This window comes from Bradyrhizobium sp. 132, assembly GCF_023074185.1.
In the GTDB taxonomy this organism is placed as follows: domain Bacteria; phylum Pseudomonadota; class Alphaproteobacteria; order Rhizobiales; family Xanthobacteraceae; genus Bradyrhizobium.
This window is the reverse complement of the sequence record NZ_JADPKY010000018.1, coordinates 1-17,605: the sequence shown is the minus strand read 5'-3', so window position 1 is coordinate 17,605 and position 17,605 is coordinate 1. Positions and strand designations below refer to the sequence as shown.

16 protein-coding genes and 1 pseudogene are annotated in these 17,605 nt (G+C 63.3%); 13 read left to right on the top strand and 4 right to left on the bottom strand.

Annotated features, from left to right (window positions below):
• Window positions 1–7 precede the first annotated feature (7 nt).
• The 3 genes from IVA74_RS01805 (at window position 8) to greA (ending at window position 5,471) form a co-directional block, all read left to right on the top strand.
• Window positions 8–1,177, top strand: coding sequence for an MFS transporter (locus IVA74_RS01805; RefSeq protein ID WP_247339305.1), 1,170 nt, complete (start codon window positions 8–10; stop codon window positions 1,175–1,177).
• Between the two features lie 143 nt (window positions 1,178–1,320).
• Entirely contained in the window at window positions 1,321–4,785 is a 3,465-nt protein-coding gene (gene carB / locus IVA74_RS01800; RefSeq protein WP_247339302.1) for a carbamoyl-phosphate synthase large subunit, read from the top strand.
• A 212-nt stretch (window positions 4,786–4,997) separates the two neighbouring features.
• Window positions 4,998–5,471: a transcription elongation factor GreA gene (gene greA / locus IVA74_RS01795; RefSeq protein WP_247339301.1), complete on the top strand. Its 474-nt coding sequence runs from the start codon at window positions 4,998–5,000 to the stop codon at window positions 5,469–5,471.
• Window positions 5,472–5,638: 167 nt separating this feature from the next.
• Here the strand turns inward: greA and IVA74_RS01790 are convergent, their stop codons facing one another.
• Window positions 5,639–6,118, bottom strand: coding sequence for an Lrp/AsnC family transcriptional regulator (locus IVA74_RS01790; RefSeq protein WP_247339296.1), 480 nt, complete (start codon window positions 6,116–6,118; stop codon window positions 5,639–5,641).
• Between the two features lie 265 nt (window positions 6,119–6,383).
• On the opposite strand from IVA74_RS01790, the gene trxB reads away from it, so the two are divergent.
• From trxB to IVA74_RS01765, 5 genes are all read left to right on the top strand, one after another.
• Window positions 6,384–7,349 carry a thioredoxin-disulfide reductase gene (gene trxB / locus IVA74_RS01785; RefSeq protein WP_247339294.1) on the top strand — a complete coding sequence of 322 codons (966 nt, stop codon included), beginning with the start codon at window positions 6,384–6,386 and terminating at the stop codon, window positions 7,347–7,349.
• 5 nt (window positions 7,350–7,354) lie between these two features.
• Window positions 7,355–8,278 (top strand): LysR family transcriptional regulator, encoded by a 924-nt coding sequence (locus IVA74_RS01780; protein ID WP_247320655.1) that lies wholly within the window; start codon window positions 7,355–7,357, stop codon window positions 8,276–8,278.
• A gap of 463 nt (window positions 8,279–8,741) precedes the next feature.
• Window positions 8,742–9,650: a 4-hydroxy-tetrahydrodipicolinate synthase gene (locus IVA74_RS01775; protein WP_247339293.1), complete on the top strand. Its 909-nt coding sequence runs from the start codon at window positions 8,742–8,744 to the stop codon at window positions 9,648–9,650.
• A 175-nt stretch (window positions 9,651–9,825) separates the two neighbouring features.
• A complete protein-coding gene (locus tag IVA74_RS01770) occupies window positions 9,826–9,972 on the top strand; it encodes a hypothetical protein (protein ID WP_247339292.1) in 147 nt (48 codons plus the stop codon).
• A 98-nt stretch (window positions 9,973–10,070) separates the two neighbouring features.
• Window positions 10,071–10,250: a hypothetical protein gene (locus tag IVA74_RS01765; protein WP_027565323.1), complete on the top strand. Its 180-nt coding sequence runs from the start codon at window positions 10,071–10,073 to the stop codon at window positions 10,248–10,250.
• A 76-nt stretch (window positions 10,251–10,326) separates the two neighbouring features.
• On the opposite strand, the gene IVA74_RS01760 is transcribed toward IVA74_RS01765, so the two are convergent.
• Entirely contained in the window at window positions 10,327–11,004 is a 678-nt protein-coding gene (locus IVA74_RS01760; RefSeq protein ID WP_007596685.1) for a ParA family protein, read from the bottom strand.
• Between the two features lie 457 nt (window positions 11,005–11,461).
• The gene (locus tag IVA74_RS01755; RefSeq protein ID WP_247339290.1) at window positions 11,462–11,836 is read right to left on the bottom strand and encodes a hypothetical protein; all 375 of its coding nucleotides are present in this window, start codon (window positions 11,834–11,836) and stop codon (window positions 11,462–11,464) included.
• Window positions 11,837–12,140: 304 nt separating this feature from the next.
• Between IVA74_RS01755 and IVA74_RS01750 the strand changes: the two genes are divergently transcribed.
• The 5 genes from IVA74_RS01750 (at window position 12,141) to IVA74_RS01730 (ending at window position 16,449) form a co-directional block, all read left to right on the top strand.
• Window positions 12,141–13,307 (top strand): CaiB/BaiF CoA-transferase family protein, encoded by a 1,167-nt coding sequence (locus IVA74_RS01750; protein WP_247339289.1) that lies wholly within the window; start codon window positions 12,141–12,143, stop codon window positions 13,305–13,307.
• Window positions 13,308–13,309: 2 nt separating this feature from the next.
• Window positions 13,310–14,233, top strand: a complete 924-nt coding sequence (locus IVA74_RS01745; RefSeq protein ID WP_247339287.1) for a CoA ester lyase — start codon at window positions 13,310–13,312, stop codon at window positions 14,231–14,233.
• A 6-nt stretch (window positions 14,234–14,239) separates the two neighbouring features.
• Window positions 14,240–15,178, top strand: a complete 939-nt coding sequence (locus IVA74_RS01740; RefSeq protein ID WP_247339286.1) for an AEC family transporter — start codon at window positions 14,240–14,242, stop codon at window positions 15,176–15,178.
• Window positions 15,179–15,385: 207 nt separating this feature from the next.
• Window positions 15,386–15,853 carry a mobile mystery protein A gene (locus IVA74_RS01735; protein WP_247339284.1) on the top strand — a complete coding sequence of 156 codons (468 nt, stop codon included), beginning with the start codon at window positions 15,386–15,388 and terminating at the stop codon, window positions 15,851–15,853.
• Complete coding sequence (locus tag IVA74_RS01730) at window positions 15,850–16,449, top strand: mobile mystery protein B (protein ID WP_247339282.1); 600 nt, start codon at window positions 15,850–15,852, stop codon at window positions 16,447–16,449. Before IVA74_RS01735 ends, IVA74_RS01730 begins: the two co-directional genes overlap by 4 nt.
• A 500-nt stretch (window positions 16,450–16,949) precedes the next feature.
• On the opposite strand, the pseudogene IVA74_RS01725 reads toward IVA74_RS01730, so the two are convergent.
• Window positions 16,950–17,504, bottom strand: a pseudogene (locus tag IVA74_RS01725) (TenA family protein); the annotation flags it as partial.
• Window positions 17,505–17,605 lie beyond the last annotated feature (101 nt).

Sequence of the window (17,605 nt, the reverse complement as noted above, 5' to 3'; positions counted from 1 at the left end):
TTTTCCGATGAGCGTATTCTGGTTGGCCCTGGCGGCCTTTGCGATCGGCACGGAAGGCTTTGTCATTGCAGGACTTTTGCCGGCGATCGCAACCGACCTGTCAATTTCCGTCTCCGCCGCCGGCCAATTGGTCACCACCTACGCCCTCACCTATGCCGTGGGCTCGCCAATCCTGGCGGTGACGCTGAACAATATCGACCGCCGCACCGTGCTGGCCCTGGCGCTATCGACCTTCATCGCCGGAAACCTCGCGGCGACGGTGGCGTCCAATTACGGCCTGCTGCTGGCCTCGCGCATGCTGATGGCGCTGGGCTCCGGGCTGTGCATGCCGACCGCGCTGGCCGTATCCGTGGCCGTCGCCTCGCCGGAGCGGCGCGGCCGCGCGGTGGCGCTGGTCACGTCGGGACTCACGGTTGCGACCGTCATCGGCGTTCCCCTCGGCAATCTCGTCGGCAGCCTCTTCGGATGGCGTGCGACCTTTGCCATGGTCGCCCTGATCGGCGCCGTCGCGCTCGCCGGCCTCCTGCTCGGCCTACCCCGCGGCCTGCCGCGCAACACGGCCTCGCTCAGCGAGCGGCTGGCGGTGGCGCGTCACAGCAATGTCCTGATCGCACTCGTGATCACGATTTTATGGGCGCTCGGCGGCTTCACAATGTTCACCTATTTCGCGGTCCCGCTGCGCGCGCTGGGCTTCGACGCCTCGCGCATCAGCCTCGCGCTCCTGGTGTTCGGCGCGGCCGCCGCGATCGGGAACATGCTCGGCGGCCTGTTGGCCGACCGGCTGGGCACCATCGTCACCGCGGCGCTCGGCCTGACCGGCATGGCCAGCGCGCTTTTCCTGCATTCGCTGGTGCTGAAATTCCTCCCCGGCCAGGCGCATTACGCGATCCTGGGCCCGATCTTCCTCCAGGGGCTTTCGGGCTGGGCGTTCTATCCGGCCCAGGTCGCCAGCATCATCCGGATCGACCCCAAGGCCTCGATGATTGCGCTCTCCCTCAACGCCTCGGCCATGTATCTCGGCTTCGCGATCGGCGGAGCCTTCGGAGGCGCCGTACTTGCTGCGTGGAGCCCGGCTGATCTCGGCTGGGTCGGCGGATTGAGCGTTTCGGCTGCCCTTCTGGTGCACCTCGCCCGTGGCTGGCAGGCCCGGCCAAAACCGGTCAAAATTGCCGGTTGATGGGCGTTTTTCGGGGTTTCGCCGCCCCGAAAACTGGTCTAAGACCCACCCGCGCGCAGGGGAGACCACCGCGCTCTCGGCCAAAGGGACGCGCAGCAAGCGCGCCCTTTTTTTGTGCCCAAATTCCACTTCGGCGAGAGTTGATGCCCAAACGTACAGACATCACCACCATCCTGATCATCGGCGCCGGTCCCATCGTGATCGGACAGGCCTGCGAGTTCGACTATTCGGGCACGCAGGCGGTGAAGACGCTGAAGGAAGAGGGCTACCGCATCGTCCTCGTCAATTCCAACCCGGCCACCATCATGACCGATCCGGAATTGGCGGATGCGACCTATATCGAGCCGATCACGCCGGAGATCGTTGCAAAGATCATCGAGAAGGAACGTCACGCCATCCCCGGCGGCTTCGCGCTGCTGCCGACCATGGGCGGACAGACCGCGCTGAACTGCGCGCTGTCGCTGCGCCGGCAGGGCACGCTCGAAAAGTTCGACGTCGAGATGATCGGCGCCACTGCGGACGCGATCGACAAGGCCGAGGACCGCCAGCTGTTCCGCGAGGCCATGACCAAGATCGGGCTTGAGACGCCGAAGTCGCGGCTCGCCAACGCCTCCGCCCTGAAGAAGTCCTTCCGCGACAAGTACCAAGCCGAACGCGCCAAGGCCTCGGGCGCGGCGCTCGCAGAGCTCGAGCAGCAGTGGACCCTCGGCGAAAGCGACCGCCGCAAGCGCTATCAGGAACATGCGCTCGGCCAGGCGCTGATGGCGCTGTCCGAGATCGGCCTGCCCGCGATCATCCGCCCCTCCTTTACCATGGGCGGCACCGGCGGCGGCATTGCCTACAACAAGGAAGAGTTCCTCGACATCATCGAGCGCGGCCTGGATGCGTCTCCCACCAACGAAGTGCTGATCGAAGAATCCGTGCTCGGCTGGAAAGAGTACGAGATGGAGGTGGTGCGCGACAAGAAAGACAATTGCATCATCGTCTGCTCGATCGAGAACCTCGATCCGATGGGCGTGCACACCGGCGATTCCATCACGGTGGCGCCGGCGCTGACGCTGACCGACAAGGAATACCAGATCATGCGCGACGCCTCGCTGGCGGTGCTGCGCGAGATCGGCGTCGAGACCGGCGGCTCCAACGTGCAGTTCGGCGTCAATCCCGAAGACGGCCGCATGGTCGTCATCGAGATGAACCCGCGCGTGTCGCGTTCCTCCGCTCTGGCTTCGAAAGCCACCGGCTTTCCGATCGCAAAGGTCGCCGCCAAGCTTGCGGTCGGCTACACGCTCGACGAAATCTCCAACGACATCACCGGCGGCGCCACGCCGGCCTCGTTCGAGCCGACGATCGACTATGTCGTCACCAAGGTGCCGCGTTTCGCCTTCGAGAAATTCCCCGGCGCCTCCACCACGCTGACGACGTCGATGAAGTCGGTCGGCGAAGTCATGGCGATCGGCCGCACCTTCCAGGAAAGCCTTCAGAAGGCCTTGCGCGGGCTCGAGACCGGTCTCACCGGCCTCGACGAGATCGAGATCGAAGGTCTCGGCCGCGACGACGACAAGAACGCGATCCGCGCCGCGCTCGGCACGCCGACACCGAACCGGCTGCTCCAGGTCGCCCAGGCGATGCGGCTCGGCTGGTCGGACGAGGAGATCTTCAATTCCTGCAAGATCGATCCGTGGTTCCTCAGCGAGATGCGCGGCATCGTCGACATGGAAGCGAAGGTCCGCAAGAGCGGCCTGCCGGGCAACGCGTTCGGCATGCGCACGCTCAAGGCCATGGGCTTCTCCGATGCCCGGCTTGCGATGATCGCGGAGACGACCGAGGCGGAGGTGACGGCGAAGCGCCACGCGCTCGGCGTCCGCCCGGTCTACAAGCGCATCGACACCTGCGCGGCCGAGTTCGCTTCGCCCACCGCCTACATGTACTCGACCTATGAGGCGCCGTTCGCGGGTGCGCCTGCGGACGAGAGCGCGCCGTCCGACAAGAAGAAGGTCATCATCCTGGGCGGCGGGCCGAACCGCATCGGCCAGGGCATCGAGTTCGACTATTGCTGCTGCCATGCCTGCTTCGCGCTGCATGACGCCGGATACGAATCCATCATGGTCAATTGCAACCCGGAGACGGTGTCGACCGACTACGACACCGCCGACCGGCTCTATTTCGAGCCGCTCACCGCCGAGGACGTGCTGGAGATCATCGCGAAGGAGCGCACCAACGGCACGCTGCATGGCGTGATCGTGCAGTTCGGCGGCCAGACCCCGCTCAAGCTGGCGCGCGCGCTGGAAGCCGCCGAAGTGCCGATCCTCGGCACCTCGCCCGACGCTATCGACCTGGCTGAGGACCGCGACCGCTTCAAGCGGGTGCTCGACAAGCTGCGGCTGAAGCAGCCGAAGAACGGCATCGCCTATTCGGTCGAGCAGGCGAGGCTCGTCTGCACCGATCTCGGACTGCCGCTGGTGGTGCGCCCGTCCTACGTGCTCGGCGGCCGCGCGATGCAGATTATCCGCGAGGAGAACCAGCTCAACGATTACCTGCTCGGCACGCTGCCGGAGCTGGTGCCGTCTGACGTCAAGGCGCGCTACCCGAACGACAAGACGGGGCAGATCAACACTGTGCTCGGCAAGAACCCGCTGCTGTTTGACCGCTATCTCTCCGACGCAACCGAGATCGATGTCGATTGCCTCTGCGACGGCAAGGACACCTTCATCGTCGGCATCATGGAGCACATCGAGGAAGCCGGCATCCATTCCGGCGACAGCGCCTGCTCGCTGCCGCCGCATTCGCTCGATGCCAAGATGATCGAGGAGCTGGAGCGGCAGACCCGCGAGCTCGCGCTGGGCCTCGACGTCGTCGGCCTGATGAACGTGCAATACGCCATCAAGGACGGCGATATCTACGTGCTCGAAGTCAACCCGCGCGCCTCGCGCACGGTGCCTTTCGTCGCCAAGGTGGTCGGCACGCCGGTTGCGAAGATCGCGGCGCGCGTCATGGCCGGTGAAAAGCTCGCTGACTTCAAGTTGAAGAAGGCGGACTTCAAGCATGTCGGCGTCAAGGAATCGGTGTTTCCGTTCGCCCGCTTCCCCGGCGTCGACACCGTGTTGGGTCCGGAGATGCGCTCGACCGGCGAGGTCATGGGTATCGACCGCTCCTTCGCGGTGGCGTTCGCCAAGAGTCAGCTCGGCGGCGGCACGCGGGTGCCGCGCAAGGGCACGGTGTTCGTCTCGGTTCGCGAGAGCGACAAGACGCGCATCGCCGAGGCCGTTCGCGAGCTGCATTCGCTCGGCTTCAAGGTGCTGGCGACATCGGGCACGGCGCGCTTCCTGACCGACCAGGGCATCCCGACCGAGAGGGTGAACAAAGTGCTGGAGGGCCGGCCGCACATCGTCGACGCCATCACCAATGGCGACGTCCAGCTCGTCTTCAACACCACCGAAGGCCCGCAGGCGCTCGCCGACAGCCGTTCTCTGCGGCGCGCGGCCCTCTTGCATAAAGTGCCATATTACACCACTCTTTCCGGGGCCGTGGCGGCCGCGCAGGGCATCCACGCCTATCTGGGCGGGGACCTTGAGGTTCGGACCCTGCAGAGCTACTTTTCGGAAACCTGATCGCGAGCGGAAAGGCCCACTTTCCGCTAAGTGACTGGCGATGAAGCCACAATGACCGGAGGAACTGTCCGGCCATTTGGTTGTTCAGTTCCGGCGCCACGCCCATATCAACGTCCGGCGGCGAGCGCGTTGAGCCTCCGGATAGACTGACGAATCAAGTTGCGTGCGCGCTGACATTTCGGGGCGCGCGCGACCGAAGGACGAGAGAAGAGATGGAAAAGGTACCGATGACAGCGAGCGGCTTTGCCGCGCTCGGGGAAGAATTGAAGAAGCGCCAGTCGGAGGACCGTCCGCGCATCATCGAGCATATCGCGGAGGCGCGCTCGCACGGCGACCTTTCGGAGAACGCGGAATATCACGCCGCGAAGGAAGAGCAGTCCCACAATGAAGGCCGCATCGCCGAGCTCGAGGACAAGCTCGCGCGCGCCGACATCATCGACATTTCCAAGCTGTCCGGCGACACCATCAAGTTCGGCGCCACCGTGACGCTGGTCGATGAGGACACTGAGAAAAAGAACGTGTGGCAGCTCGTCGGCGAGGTCGAGGCCGACGCCAAGAAGGGCCGCATCTCGATCACCTCACCGCTCGCACGCGCGCTGATCGGCAAGAAGAAGGGCGCCACCGTCGAGGTCAACGCACCCGGCGGCTCCAAGGCGTATGAGATCACCAAGGTGGAGTGGCGGTAGCGATTTGCCGTTGCGCGTGATTTGAAAAAGGCCGCGGACTGCGCGGCTTTTTTTGTTTCTGCATGTTGCTGGGAATGTGATGGGCTCGCGCCCTCTCTTTCGTGTCCCTGACGCGCTGCAGCGTTCTTGCGCTGCTGCGCTGCGTCCGGGGCACGAGATCGCGCGAGCTACCTTCTTCCCCTCACGTCGAGCGGCACGGCCGCCTCGTATTTCGAGTTATGCAGCACGAGCGAGGTCCGCACGTTGCGGACGTGCGGGGCGGCGGTCAAATGGGTGACGAAATCCTGGAAGGTGGCCATGTCGGGTGCGACGCATTTCAGGATGAAATCGACTTCGCCCGACAGCATCCAGCACTCGCGCACCAGCGGCTCGGCACGGACGAACTCCTCGAAGGCGCGCAAATCAGCCTCGGCCTGGCTGGAGAGGTGCACTGCGGCAAACACCGTGACGTCGAAGCCGAGCTTTCGCGCGTCCAGGAGCCCGCGATAGCCGTGGATATACCCCTCCTCCTCCAAGGCCCGGACGCGGCGCAGGCAGGGCGGTGGCGAGATGCCGACGCGCCTGGCCAGCTCGACATTCGTGATTCGACCGTCGGCCTGAATCTCGGTGAGAATTTTCAGGTCGATCTCGTCTAGGTTCCGCGACACGTGATTGGAACTCCTGGCCTTTGCGGCGCTATTGGTGCGTTTATCGCAATCCTCATAGCGCAGACGGCCCGACCAGCGCAATTTTATTGCGCGTGCAGCGCAATCGACTTTTGTTCCTTGTTGGAAAAATCCGCCGACAGGGAATGCAATTCTTGCATAGCTCACCAGAAGGCTTAGATTAGCTCTGATATTTCAGCGCCTCCGCGAGGCCTCCCGGCACGTTCCGCGCCCGCGCTGCAATCCCCCGTGAAAGGCATCTGTCGAAATGTCCGCCGCTGTCCATGCAAAGGTCGTCATCATCGGCTCCGGCCCCGCCGGCTACACGGCGGCGATCTACGCCGCGCGCGCAATGCTCGAGCCGATTCTGATCCAGGGCATCCAGCCGGGCGGCCAGCTCACCATCACGACCGATGTCGAGAACTATCCGGGCTTCGCCGACGTGATCCAGGGCCCCTGGCTGATGGAGCAGATGGAGAAGCAGGCGCTGCATGTGGGCACCCAGATCAAAACCGATCTGGTGATCAAGCTCGACACCACGCAGCGGCCGTTCCGCCTCACCTGCGATAGCGGCGACGTCTATCTCGCCGAGACCGTGATCCTGGCCACCGGCGCCCAGGCGCGCTGGCTCGGCATCTCCTCCGAAGAAAACTTCAAGGGCTTTGGCGTCTCGGCCTGCGCCACCTGCGACGGCTTCTTCTACCGCGGCAAGGAAGTGGTCGTGGTCGGCGGCGGCAACACCGCCGTCGAGGAAGCGCTGTTCCTGACCAATTTCGCCTCGCAGGTGACTGTGGTTCACCGCCGCGACCATTTCCGCGCCGAGCGCATCCTGCAGGACCGCCTGTTCAAGCATCCCAAGATCAAGGTGGTCTGGGACAACGCCATCGACGAGATCTGCGGCGAAGGCAATCCGGGCAAGGTCACTCATGTCCGTCTCAAGAACGTCAAGTCCGGCGCGCTCACCGAGCACAAGGCCGACGGTGTCTTCATCGCTATCGGGCATGCGCCGGCGACCGAGCTGGTGAAAGACCAGGTCAAGCTCAAGCCATCGGGCTATGTCGAGGTCGCCCCGAACTCGACCGCCACCTCGGTGCCCGGCCTGTTCGCCGCCGGCGACGTCGCCGACGAGACTTATCGTCAAGCGGTCACAGCGGCCGGCCTCGGCTGCATGGCGGCTCTCGAAGCCGAACGTTTCTTGGCCCTGCGCGCCAGCGAGCGCGCGGCAGCGGAATAAAGATCATGGCACGAACACGCGACGGATTCACGGATATGGACTGGGACAAGCTGAAGGTGTTTCACGCGGCGGCGGAAGCGGGAAGCTTCACCCATGCCGGCGAGCAGCTCGGCCTGTCGCAATCGGCGGTGTCACGCCAGGTCTCGGCGCTCGAGCAGGAGCTCTCGGTCTCGCTGTTCCACCGCCACGCCCGCGGCCTGATCCTCACCGAACAGGGCGACCTCCTGTTCCGCACCGCGCATGACGTGTTCATGCAGCTGCAGGCGGCGCGCGCCAAACTGACCGACAGCCGCGAGCGGCCGAGCGGTGATCTCAAGATCACCACCACGCCCGGCGTCGGCATCAACTGGCTGATCCCGCGGCTCGGCGAATTCACTGCGCTCTATCCGGAAATCCGGATCTCGCTGATCGTCACCGACGAAGAGCTCGACCTCTCGATGCGCGAGGCCGACGTCGCGATCCGCACCCGCAAGCCGACGCAGCCGGACCTCATTCAGCGCAAGCTTTTCGCGATGGGCTTCCACGCCTATTGCTCGCCTGATTACATCAAGCGCTTCGGCACGCCGCGCACGCTGGAGGAGCTCGATTCCCACCGCATCATCACGCTCTCCGACGGCACCTTCGCGCCGCATCTTCAGAACCGCAACTGGCTGGTCGAAGCGGGACGCAACGGCTCGGGTCCGCGCGAAGCCTATTTCAGGGTCAACAACATCCTCGGCCTCGTCCGCGCCTGTCAGCAAGGCCTCGGCATCGCGGCGCTGCCGGACTATCTGATCGAAGAACAGAGCCGCCTCGTGCAGCTGTTCGGCGAATCGGATTCGATCCAGCTCGATACGTATTTTGTCTATCCGGAAGAGCTGAAGACGGTCGCGCGTGTGCAGGTGTTCCGCGACTTCGTGGTGAGCAAGGCGCAGCGCTGGCCGTCCTAATTTCCGCATGACTGACATGCGGCCTCGGCTGTTGCTGCAGGCCGCTCGTCAAGCTCATACTGTTTGCACGCTGAGCCTTCGCGTTGCGCATTTGTCCCCCTCCTCCAGTGGCGCGGGAGTTCAGTAATCCCTCTTGGAAGGTGATTGTGTCGGCCTCACGTGGCCAATACCTTAAGCCGGGCTCGTTCGAGCCCGGCTTTTTTTTGACCTCTACGGCTTTCGCGTTCCGCGAGTGTTGACAGTTCCATGCGCACCCCGCATCATTTGCAAATGATCACGAAGTCGTGCGCAATTTCGTTCGAGGCAGCCGTCTCGAAAAAAGGCCCCTATCGGGGGACCTCGGATTTTTGCGCGCGCTAAACAAGCTTCGTCATCGCGCGCCAAACCCCGAAAACCCCGCCGCCTGGACGGGGTTTTTTCATGTGCCCTCGTCTCAGGTTTTTTCCCGAGAAGGAGATGGAACATGACCGGACTACAGGAACATTTGCACGGGCTGTGGCTGCCGCTGGTGACGCCGTTTCGCGACGGCGCTCTCGACGAAAGGTCGCTGCGGCGGCTGACACGGCATTACAGCGGACAGGCCGTTGACGGCTTCATCCTGGGGGCGACCTCCGGCGAAGGCATGACGCTGCGCGACGCCGAGCTTGAACGCCTCGTCGCCATCGTGCGCGACGAGATGACCACCGGCCCCAGCAGGCTTCCGATCTGCCTCGGACTATCAGGCGCTGACACGGCGCGGCTGAAGGACCGCCTCGATGAAACCGCGGACTGGCCGATCGACGGCTATCTGATCGCGAGCCCCTATTATGTGCGGCCGTCGCAACGCGGCGTGCTGGCGCATTTCGAGGCGCTCGCCGATCACGCCGCCTGGCCGCTCGCGCTCTACAACATCCCCTATCGCACCTCGGTCAACATCACCAACCAGACGCTGCTGCGGCTTGCCGAGCATCCGAACATCATCGGCCTGAAGGATTGCGGCGCGAGCCGCGAGCAATCCATCGCGCTGCTGCGCGACCGTCCCAAGAACTTTCGCGTGCTGACCGGCGAGGACGCGAACTATTTCGAGGCACTCCGCGACGGCGCCGACGGCGGCATCGTGCTGTCAGCCCATCTCGAGACCGCGACGTTTGCGGCTGTGTATGCCGAGCTGAAGCGCGGCAACCACGATGCGGCGCTGGCGCGCTGGCAGGAGGTCGCGGAACTGACGCGCCTGTTGTTCACTGAACCCAGTCCCGCGCCGGCAAAGTATTGGCTGTGGCGCACGGGCCTCGTCGACAGCCCCGAAGTGCGCCTGCCGATGGTCGAAGTCGGCAGCGAACTCGCCGCCCAGCTCGACCGCGAGATCGAGCGACGGATGCAAGTCGCGGCGTAGAGCTTCCTCTTTCGATCCACGCACGCTCGCCCTTCTCCCTTGCGGGAGAAGGGAAGACGCACCGTGGTTAACCACGCGCCAACGGCCTTCGCTGCTGCCGCATGGCGCATCCACGGCTCGTTTACGCAAACGCGCCTATCGTTTTCATTCACAGTCTTCAAAAGGGGGAATAACCATGGGGCAACGCATCCGCCCGCCGGCGGCAGATATATTCGCGTCCGCCGATCTGTTGCGCGGAATTCTGGTGGTGTCGTCGTTCGGCTTCTGGGCGGTGATGCTCGGCCTGATGCCGGTGCTGGTGTTTCGGGTCTGGCTCGCCTGACACGGAGCACGTCCGGATGGTTAATCCGTGGGTTAGACTTGTGTTCGAATGCGCGCGAGATTGCGACCCGGAATCTTAAAGCATCCCGCCTATCGTTCATGCCCATAAGCGAAGAAATCGCGGGGGCGTTTGTGAATAGTCATAACGAAGTGGCGTCGCATTACGACGCGGGACAGCAGGGTTTTACCACCGAGGACATTCTCTGGGCCGCCGGCATCTGGTCGGTGATCCTCACCCTGTCGCCGGTGATCGTATTCTACATGCTGATGGTGGCCTAGCTTTCATAGTGATCTCCGGAAACGCAAAACGCGCGGAGATCCGCGCGTTTTTCGTCCGGGGAATGATTTATGGAAATTACGCCGCCTGCTTGTGCATTGCGCCGGAAGCCGACGCCGTGCCGCGAATAGCCTTCACCGAACGTTCGATCGCCGCCCACAGCCTTGCGATTTCCTGAGCCGCACGGCTCTCGGCCTGATATTCCCGCGCGCCTTCGCCGTGGCTCAGCGCCATCAGCAAATCCGAACGGTTGGTGATCTGGCCGCCCCACACCGGGGCCCGGAATTTTGCCAGCGCCTCGCGGGCGATGGTGACGATCGGGCTTTCGGACTCGTCGCGGCGCGCCGGCGCACCGTTGAGCACGACCGCGTAGGGCTTGCGGGCCGCACGGCACATCTGGATCGTTTCCTGCACCGCGTTGACGTCGAACACGCCGGGACGGGCGGGAATCACGACCATGGTGGCATTGCGGATGGCGTCGTCGACGACGGCCGACAGGTTCGGCGGCGTGTCGATCAACACCCATTCATAACCGTCGCGCTTGGCAGCGGAGACGATGCCGCTGACCGAGTTCACCGCGGACTTGATCGGCGGCTCGTTGGTGCCACGCAGCTTGTGCCACAGCGTGAGCGAGCCTTGCGGATCCGCATCGACGAGCAGGATCGGCTTGGTCGCCTTGATCTGCGCGGCGAGATGCGCGGCCAGGGTACTCTTGCCCGAGCCACCTTTACGCGATGCAAAAACAATAACGTTCATACCTCTGCCTCCAGATTGACCCCAGGCAGCGAAAATGAATCACCGCGGTGATTCGGGAAAGAAAAATTTATCGTAAGTTATGCTGGAGCCATGAAATAACAAAGCACGTTGGCTTTTGAGTCACACTGCTGCGTGCGACGGACAGCGACCAACTGCAGCGGACCGCCCTTCACCCCAGCAATCGTACGTTTTTTGAGCAGGCGGGCGGGAAAATGCGGAATGCAACCTCGCCGCGCAACCATTTCGCGACTCGTTTACATCCCGCGTGGCCGCAAGCGTCCGCAAGCGGAGGCGAACAAAAGGAGTCCGATGGCTGGTGTGGGGCTGATGACCCGGCCATTTTGACTCAAGGCCGTCGAACGAGGGACCGGAAACGCAAATGCCCGGGACTTCAAACGCAGTGAGCGCTTTGCCCGGGCATGATCGCGTTTCAAAAAGGGAACGCGGTGCCGCGCCCTCAGCTTTCGCTGGATTTCTTCTTCTTGGCCACCTTCGGCGCCGGCTTGGTGGTCTTCTTCGCGGCTTTGGGCGCGATGCTGGTCGGCTTGCCGGCGCGGGGCGCGGCCGCCATGCCGGGCTCCCGTCCAGGCCGGAAGAACGCCCGGCACTGCGGCGAGAGCTGCGACTTCTTCTGGATCATGCAGGCGGTGATGGCGTCGACGTTCGGAACGAAGTCGCCGCACAGCCGCATCGCATCCGGCGTGCAGGCCTGCTGCTCCTCCTGGGAGTAGGCAAAGCCTGCACCCGGGTGGATCAGGACGGCCAGGGCGATCCCCGAGATCGCCGCAGCCATGTATTTCATCATGGATGTCTTAAAGCGGAACGCCGGCATTGATCCCCCAAAATGTCGAGTCGGACGGAATAGTGGGTGAATGGGCGTTCGTTGGCAACCGAGCGGAGATGCGAAAGCCGGGACGTGTGCGGTCTCGGCAACAGGATGGCCTCGCGAACAAAAACGCGAAAACAACCCCATGCACAGTAGCCAAGTCACGGCGATTGCTGGCATTTCAAATCTTAGGATTTAGCGAAATGCAGTTTGACTTGTCGGGCAAAACAGGGGCATCATGTCATCATCACAGCATGTGCGTGGGGTGGTCGGCTTGCTCCTGCGCTGGTCGAAAGCGGGAGCGGATTGCATGGAGCGAAATGAGGCGGACCTGCCGCTGTCGGGCGTGACGGTCGTCTCGCTCGAGCAGGCGATTGCGGCTCCTCTGGCCAGCCGGCATCTTGCGGACTGGGGCGCGCGGGTCATCAAGATCGAGCGGCCGGGCGACGGCGATTTCTGCCGCGACTACGATCACGTGATGAACGGGATGTCGAGCCAGTTCGTCTGGACCAACAGGTCGAAGGAGAGCCTCGCCATCGACATCAAAAGTCCGGACGGCCAGAAGGTGCTCGACGCCTTGCTGCCGCAGGCCGACGTCTTCATTCAGAACCTGGCGCCCGGCGCGGCGGAGCGGCTGGGCCTCGATGCCGCATCGCTCGTGCGGAAATTTCCCCGGATCATCGCCTGCGACGTTTCGGGCTATGGTGCGGGCGGACCCTACAGCAACAAGAAGGCTTACGATCTCCTGGTCCAGTGCGAGGCCGGCGTCCTCGCCATCAACGGCACCGAGGCGGAGCCTGCGAAGGTCGGACTTTCGGTGGTCGACATCGCCACCGGCATGTACATCCTCAACGGCGTGCTGATGGCGCTGTATCGCCGCGAGCGGACCGGCAAGGGCACCGCCTTCCAGGCCTCGCTGTTCGATTCCATCACGGACTGGATGAGCTATCCCGCCTTCTACACCCAGAGTGCGGGCCGGCCTCTGCCGCGAACCGGGGCAAAGCATGCAACGATAGCGCCGTATGGCCCTTTCCGCGTCGGAGACGGCAACACGATCTTCTTCGGCATCCAAAACGACCGGGAATGGCGATCGCTGTGCGCCATTGTCCTTGGCGATGCGGCATTTGCCGACCACCCCCGCTTCCGCACCAATCCGCTGCGCATGCAGAACAGGGACGATCTGCAAACACATATCGAGCAGCGTTTTGCAGCGATGACCAGTGAAGAGGTGCTGCGGCTGCTCGACGAGGCCTCGATCGCCAACGCGCACCTGAATTCGGTCGAGGCTTTCCTGGAGCACGAGCAGCTCCGCTCCCGCTCCCGGGTGCAAACGGTTGGCTCACCGTGCGGACCGGTGATGAGCTTCCTGCCGGCTCTCACCATTCCAGGTCTGTCGCCCCGGATGGATCCGGTGCCTGGCCTCGGGCAGCACAACCAATCCATCCTCAGCGAACTCGGTCTCGCAAAGGAGACATGACGATGGCCCCTCAGCGGCCGACGCGGGTCTATCTGGCCGTTCCCGCGCATCGCTCCCGTCTCGTCGCCAAGGCAGCTGCCTCGGCCGCGGATGCGGTGTTCATGGACCTCGAGGACGCCGTGCCGCCGTCCGAGAAGAGTGCGGCGCTGGAGGAAGCTGCGCGGTCGCTGTCCTCCCTGGATTGGGGCAACAAGATCGTCGCTGTCAGGATCAACGCCGTCGACAGCGCCTTCATCGCGCAGGAAATCCGCGAGCTCGCTGCGCTCCCCAGGCTGAATTCGGTGATCGTGCCGAAGGCGGAGCGCGCGAGCGACATCGCCGCCATTGCCGATCAGCTGCGCACGGCAGCGCCCGGTCGCCCTTCGCCTGTGACGCTTGAACTGCTGATCGAGACCGCGCTGGGTGTCGTCAATGTCGACGCGCTCGCCGCTTCGCACCAAAGCGTCGCCGCCCTTCATCTCGGTGTCGGGGATTTCGCCGCCTCGATCGGCGCCCGCTCCTCGGAAATCGGCGCGTCGCCGGACGGCTACCGGCACGTAGGCTCCGCCCAGAGCGGCTATGCCTCCGCCCCGCTCGATCTGTTCGCCTATCCGATGATGCGCCTGCTGGTGGCCTCGCGCGCGTTCGGCCTGCGCGCCATCGACGGTCCGTGCGGCGCGTTCCGGGATGCCAGATTGACTGAAAGCAGCGCGCTCAAGGCCGCGGCGATGGGTTTTGACGGCAAGCAGGTGATCCATCCCGACCAGATCGAACCGACGCTGCGGGCGTTCGTCCCGTCCGACACCGAACTGGCGCACGCGCGGCGGGTCGTCGAGGCCATGGAGCAGGCCGAGGCGCAGGGCCAGGGAGCGGTGACACTCGACGGCAAGATGATCGACTATGCCAATGTGCGGATGGCGCGCAGGATCATCGAGATGGGGTCGTAGCGCCGCATGGCCACGATGTTGATCGTCGCGCCGGTGTTTGCGCTGATCGCGGCCGGCTATGCCGCGGTGCTGTTTCGCTTCGTCTCCGAGACCGCGCACAAGGGCATCTCCGAATTCGCCTTCAGCATCGCCATCCCCGCGCTGCTGTTCCGCACCATCGTGGTGTCGGAATTTTCCGGCGTCAGCCCGTGGCGGATGTGGGGCGCCTATTACGGCGCGCTCGCGCTCACCTGGATCGCGGCGCTGGCGCTCTCGGCGCTGCTGCGGAAGCGGCGCGAGGATCGCGAGGACGGGGTCGTGTTCGCGATCGGCTCGGTCTACGGCAACATCGTGATGCTCGGCATTCCCCTGACGCTCTCAGCGCTGGGTAACGAGGCCGCGGGCCCGATGGCGCTGATCCTGTCGGTGAACACGCCGCTGCTCTGGCTCTGCGGCACGCTGCAGATGGAGCTGGTCGACCGCAAGCAGACCGCCTCGGCCGCGTCGCTGATCGTGCCGGTGCTGCTGGATCTCTCCCGCAACCCGATCATGCTCGCGATCGGCCTCGGCCTGCTCTGGCGCTTGACCGGCCTCGGTCTTCATCCCGTCGTGGACAGGACCGTCGAGCTGCTGGCGCAGGCGGGATCGCCGGCCGCGCTGATCGCGCTCGGCATCAATCTGTTCCGGTTCGAGGTCAAGGGCGAGAAGCTCGGCATTCTCGCCATGAGCGCACTCAAGCTGCTGGCGATGCCGGCCGCCGCGTTCGTATTCGCAAAGCTGCTCGACCTGCCGCCGCTCGCGGCCGGCGTGGTCGTGCTGTTCGCGGCGATGCCGACCGGCGCCAACGCGTATATTTTTGCAGTCCAGTATCAGCGGCTGGTGAACCCGGTGTCGGGCGCGGTGGCGCTGGGGACGCTGCTGGCGGCGGTGACGTTGCCGGTGGTGGTGTGGGTGGTGGCGGGGTGAGGTAGCACTTACGAGGCCCTCCTGGCGACTTCAGCCGGGATACCCGGAAAATAGGCCTCCTTCTGGGGTCGGAAAATCATCACCAATCGAATACTTATATGTATTCATAAGTTTACATTTTGGATATATATAACTATTCGGAGTTCTCCTATTTGAATACATATAAGTATTCGAAATGAACCTCTATGTATACGGATGACTTGCCAAATGAGCGTCAAAACCATCGTTCAGCAGCAGTACCGCAACATCGTCGACACGGCCGCCGCAAGCGCTGCCAGTCTGAAAGCACCGCCGGAAGGCTGGCTGCGCACGGTCCGCAGCGCGCTGGGTATGTCGGGGGCCGACGTCGCAAAGAAAATGGGCGTCACCCGCGCACGCGTCACCACGGCAGAACGTGCGGAACTCACGGGCGGCATCACCCTGAAATCAATGCAAGCCACAGCAGAGGCGATGGGGTGCCGCTTCGTCTACGCGATCATTCCGGCCTCAGGACAGGTCGAGGATCTCATTACGGCTCAGGCTCGAAAAAAGGCCATGGCAATCGTCGGCACGGCCAGCAAGCACATGGCCCTCGAAAACCAGAAACTGCCGGACGACAAAATTGCTCAGGAAGTCGAACGTCTCACCCGTGAGATCGCGCTGGAAATGCCTTCGAATTTCTGGAGCGATCAATGATCGATCTCTGGTATCCCGAGGGAGCGACGCCGCTCGACCCAAACGAGCTTGGCGGGCTGAAGCATAAACACATCACAACGCAAGGCGAACTCGATCAATTGGAACAGGCCAACATCGAGTCCGGCTTGCGTTGGCTTGGTCGCCAGAGAGCTCACGTTCTGACCGACGACTTCGCCATCATTTTGCACAAACGCTTGTTCGGCGACGTCTGGGACTGGGCGGGAACGTTCCGAAAGACGGGGAAAAACATCGGCATCGATCCCATCCATATCCCTGTAGCGCTTCGAACCCTCATGGATGACGCCCAGTTTTGGGCTGACAACAAAACCTACTCGCCTTCCGAAGCTGCAATTCGATTGCACCATCGTCTCGCAAAGATTCATCCGTTTCCGAATGGTAACGGCAGGCACGCCCGTATCATGGCGGATGCTGTTCTGAACCGCGTCTACAAGGCAAAACCAATCGATTGGGCAGGCGGACATGATCTTCAAAAGATGAATGAGCGGCGTACCGCTTACATCGCGGCTCTCAAGGCTGCCGACCAGGATGACATTGGTCCTTTGATGAAGTTCGTTGGTCCGCGAGGTGATCTCTAAAGCGCGATGTGATTGGGATGAATCCTCATCGTGCTTTGTGCAGTTCAATGCCAGCGGCTGGTCAACCCGGTGTCCGGGGCGGTGGCGCTGCTGGCGACGGTGACGTTACCGGTCGGGCGGTGAGTGATCCGCTTAGGCAGCCCAGTCCACAATCGCGTCAATGAAAGTCCGGGTCTGGCGGATCGCATCCCCCCTCGTCGCGCAGACACCGACCGACACGGTTCGGCCCTTTCCGACGGTCCATTGCCAACCGGACAAATAGCGCATTCTAGCGATCGAGAAGCTGACGCCGCGATGTTCCACGGAGGACCTCCGCTGACATGTTGCTGTGCGAAAAGACTGCGCGAAATGATGAATGCGGTCTAGCGGGGACAGCCGACAGACGTGGTTTCGGCTAGGCTTTCAGGAATCGTGACGGAAGCTCGGCCCGACAGATCGAGCAGCACTGTCATCGTCATTGTATAACCTTCAGGTGATGAGCCTGATGACTGCCCAAAGGGCTATTGAACACGCTGGCCCGCGCGCCAGGCCATCTCCCAGAAGTCTGCCTCGAGGCGGGTGGCTTCCTTGAAGATCGCAATCAGTTCTGCCTCGCGGGCCGGTGTGGCGTAGAGATCGGCGAGATGCTCCATATGCGCCCGCGCTTTGCCAGCGACCTCCTGGTACGGCACGCCGGCGTACTCGGCGATCCAAACGCGGTAGGCGTTCGTCGCAGCATCCGCATCGGGACGCGAGGCGAGCCGCGTTGCGATCTCCGCGTACCCGATCACGCAGGGGGCAAGCGCCACCTTGAGAGCCAGCAGGTCGCCGCGCATTCCCGCGTCGAGCACGTAGCGTGTATAGGCCAGCATCTCGGCCGCCGGAGGCGCCTGTTCAAGGTCGGTCGGGGACAGACCCCAATCGGCACAGAGCTTCACATGCAGGTTCATCTCGACATCAAGGATGGCCGAAAGGCCGGCCGCTGCTTCACGCATGTCGGCAAGTCTGGGCGACTTGTAGACCGCGAGCGCGTAGGCGCGAGCAAACTCGATGAGGAACAGGTAGTCCTGAACGAGGTTGACCTGCCCCTGCCGATTTCCTCCGGTTGAAGTTAGAGTCCGGCCTTCTGAAGGACGGACAGATGAAGCGAGCCAGGTTTACGGAAGAACAGATTATC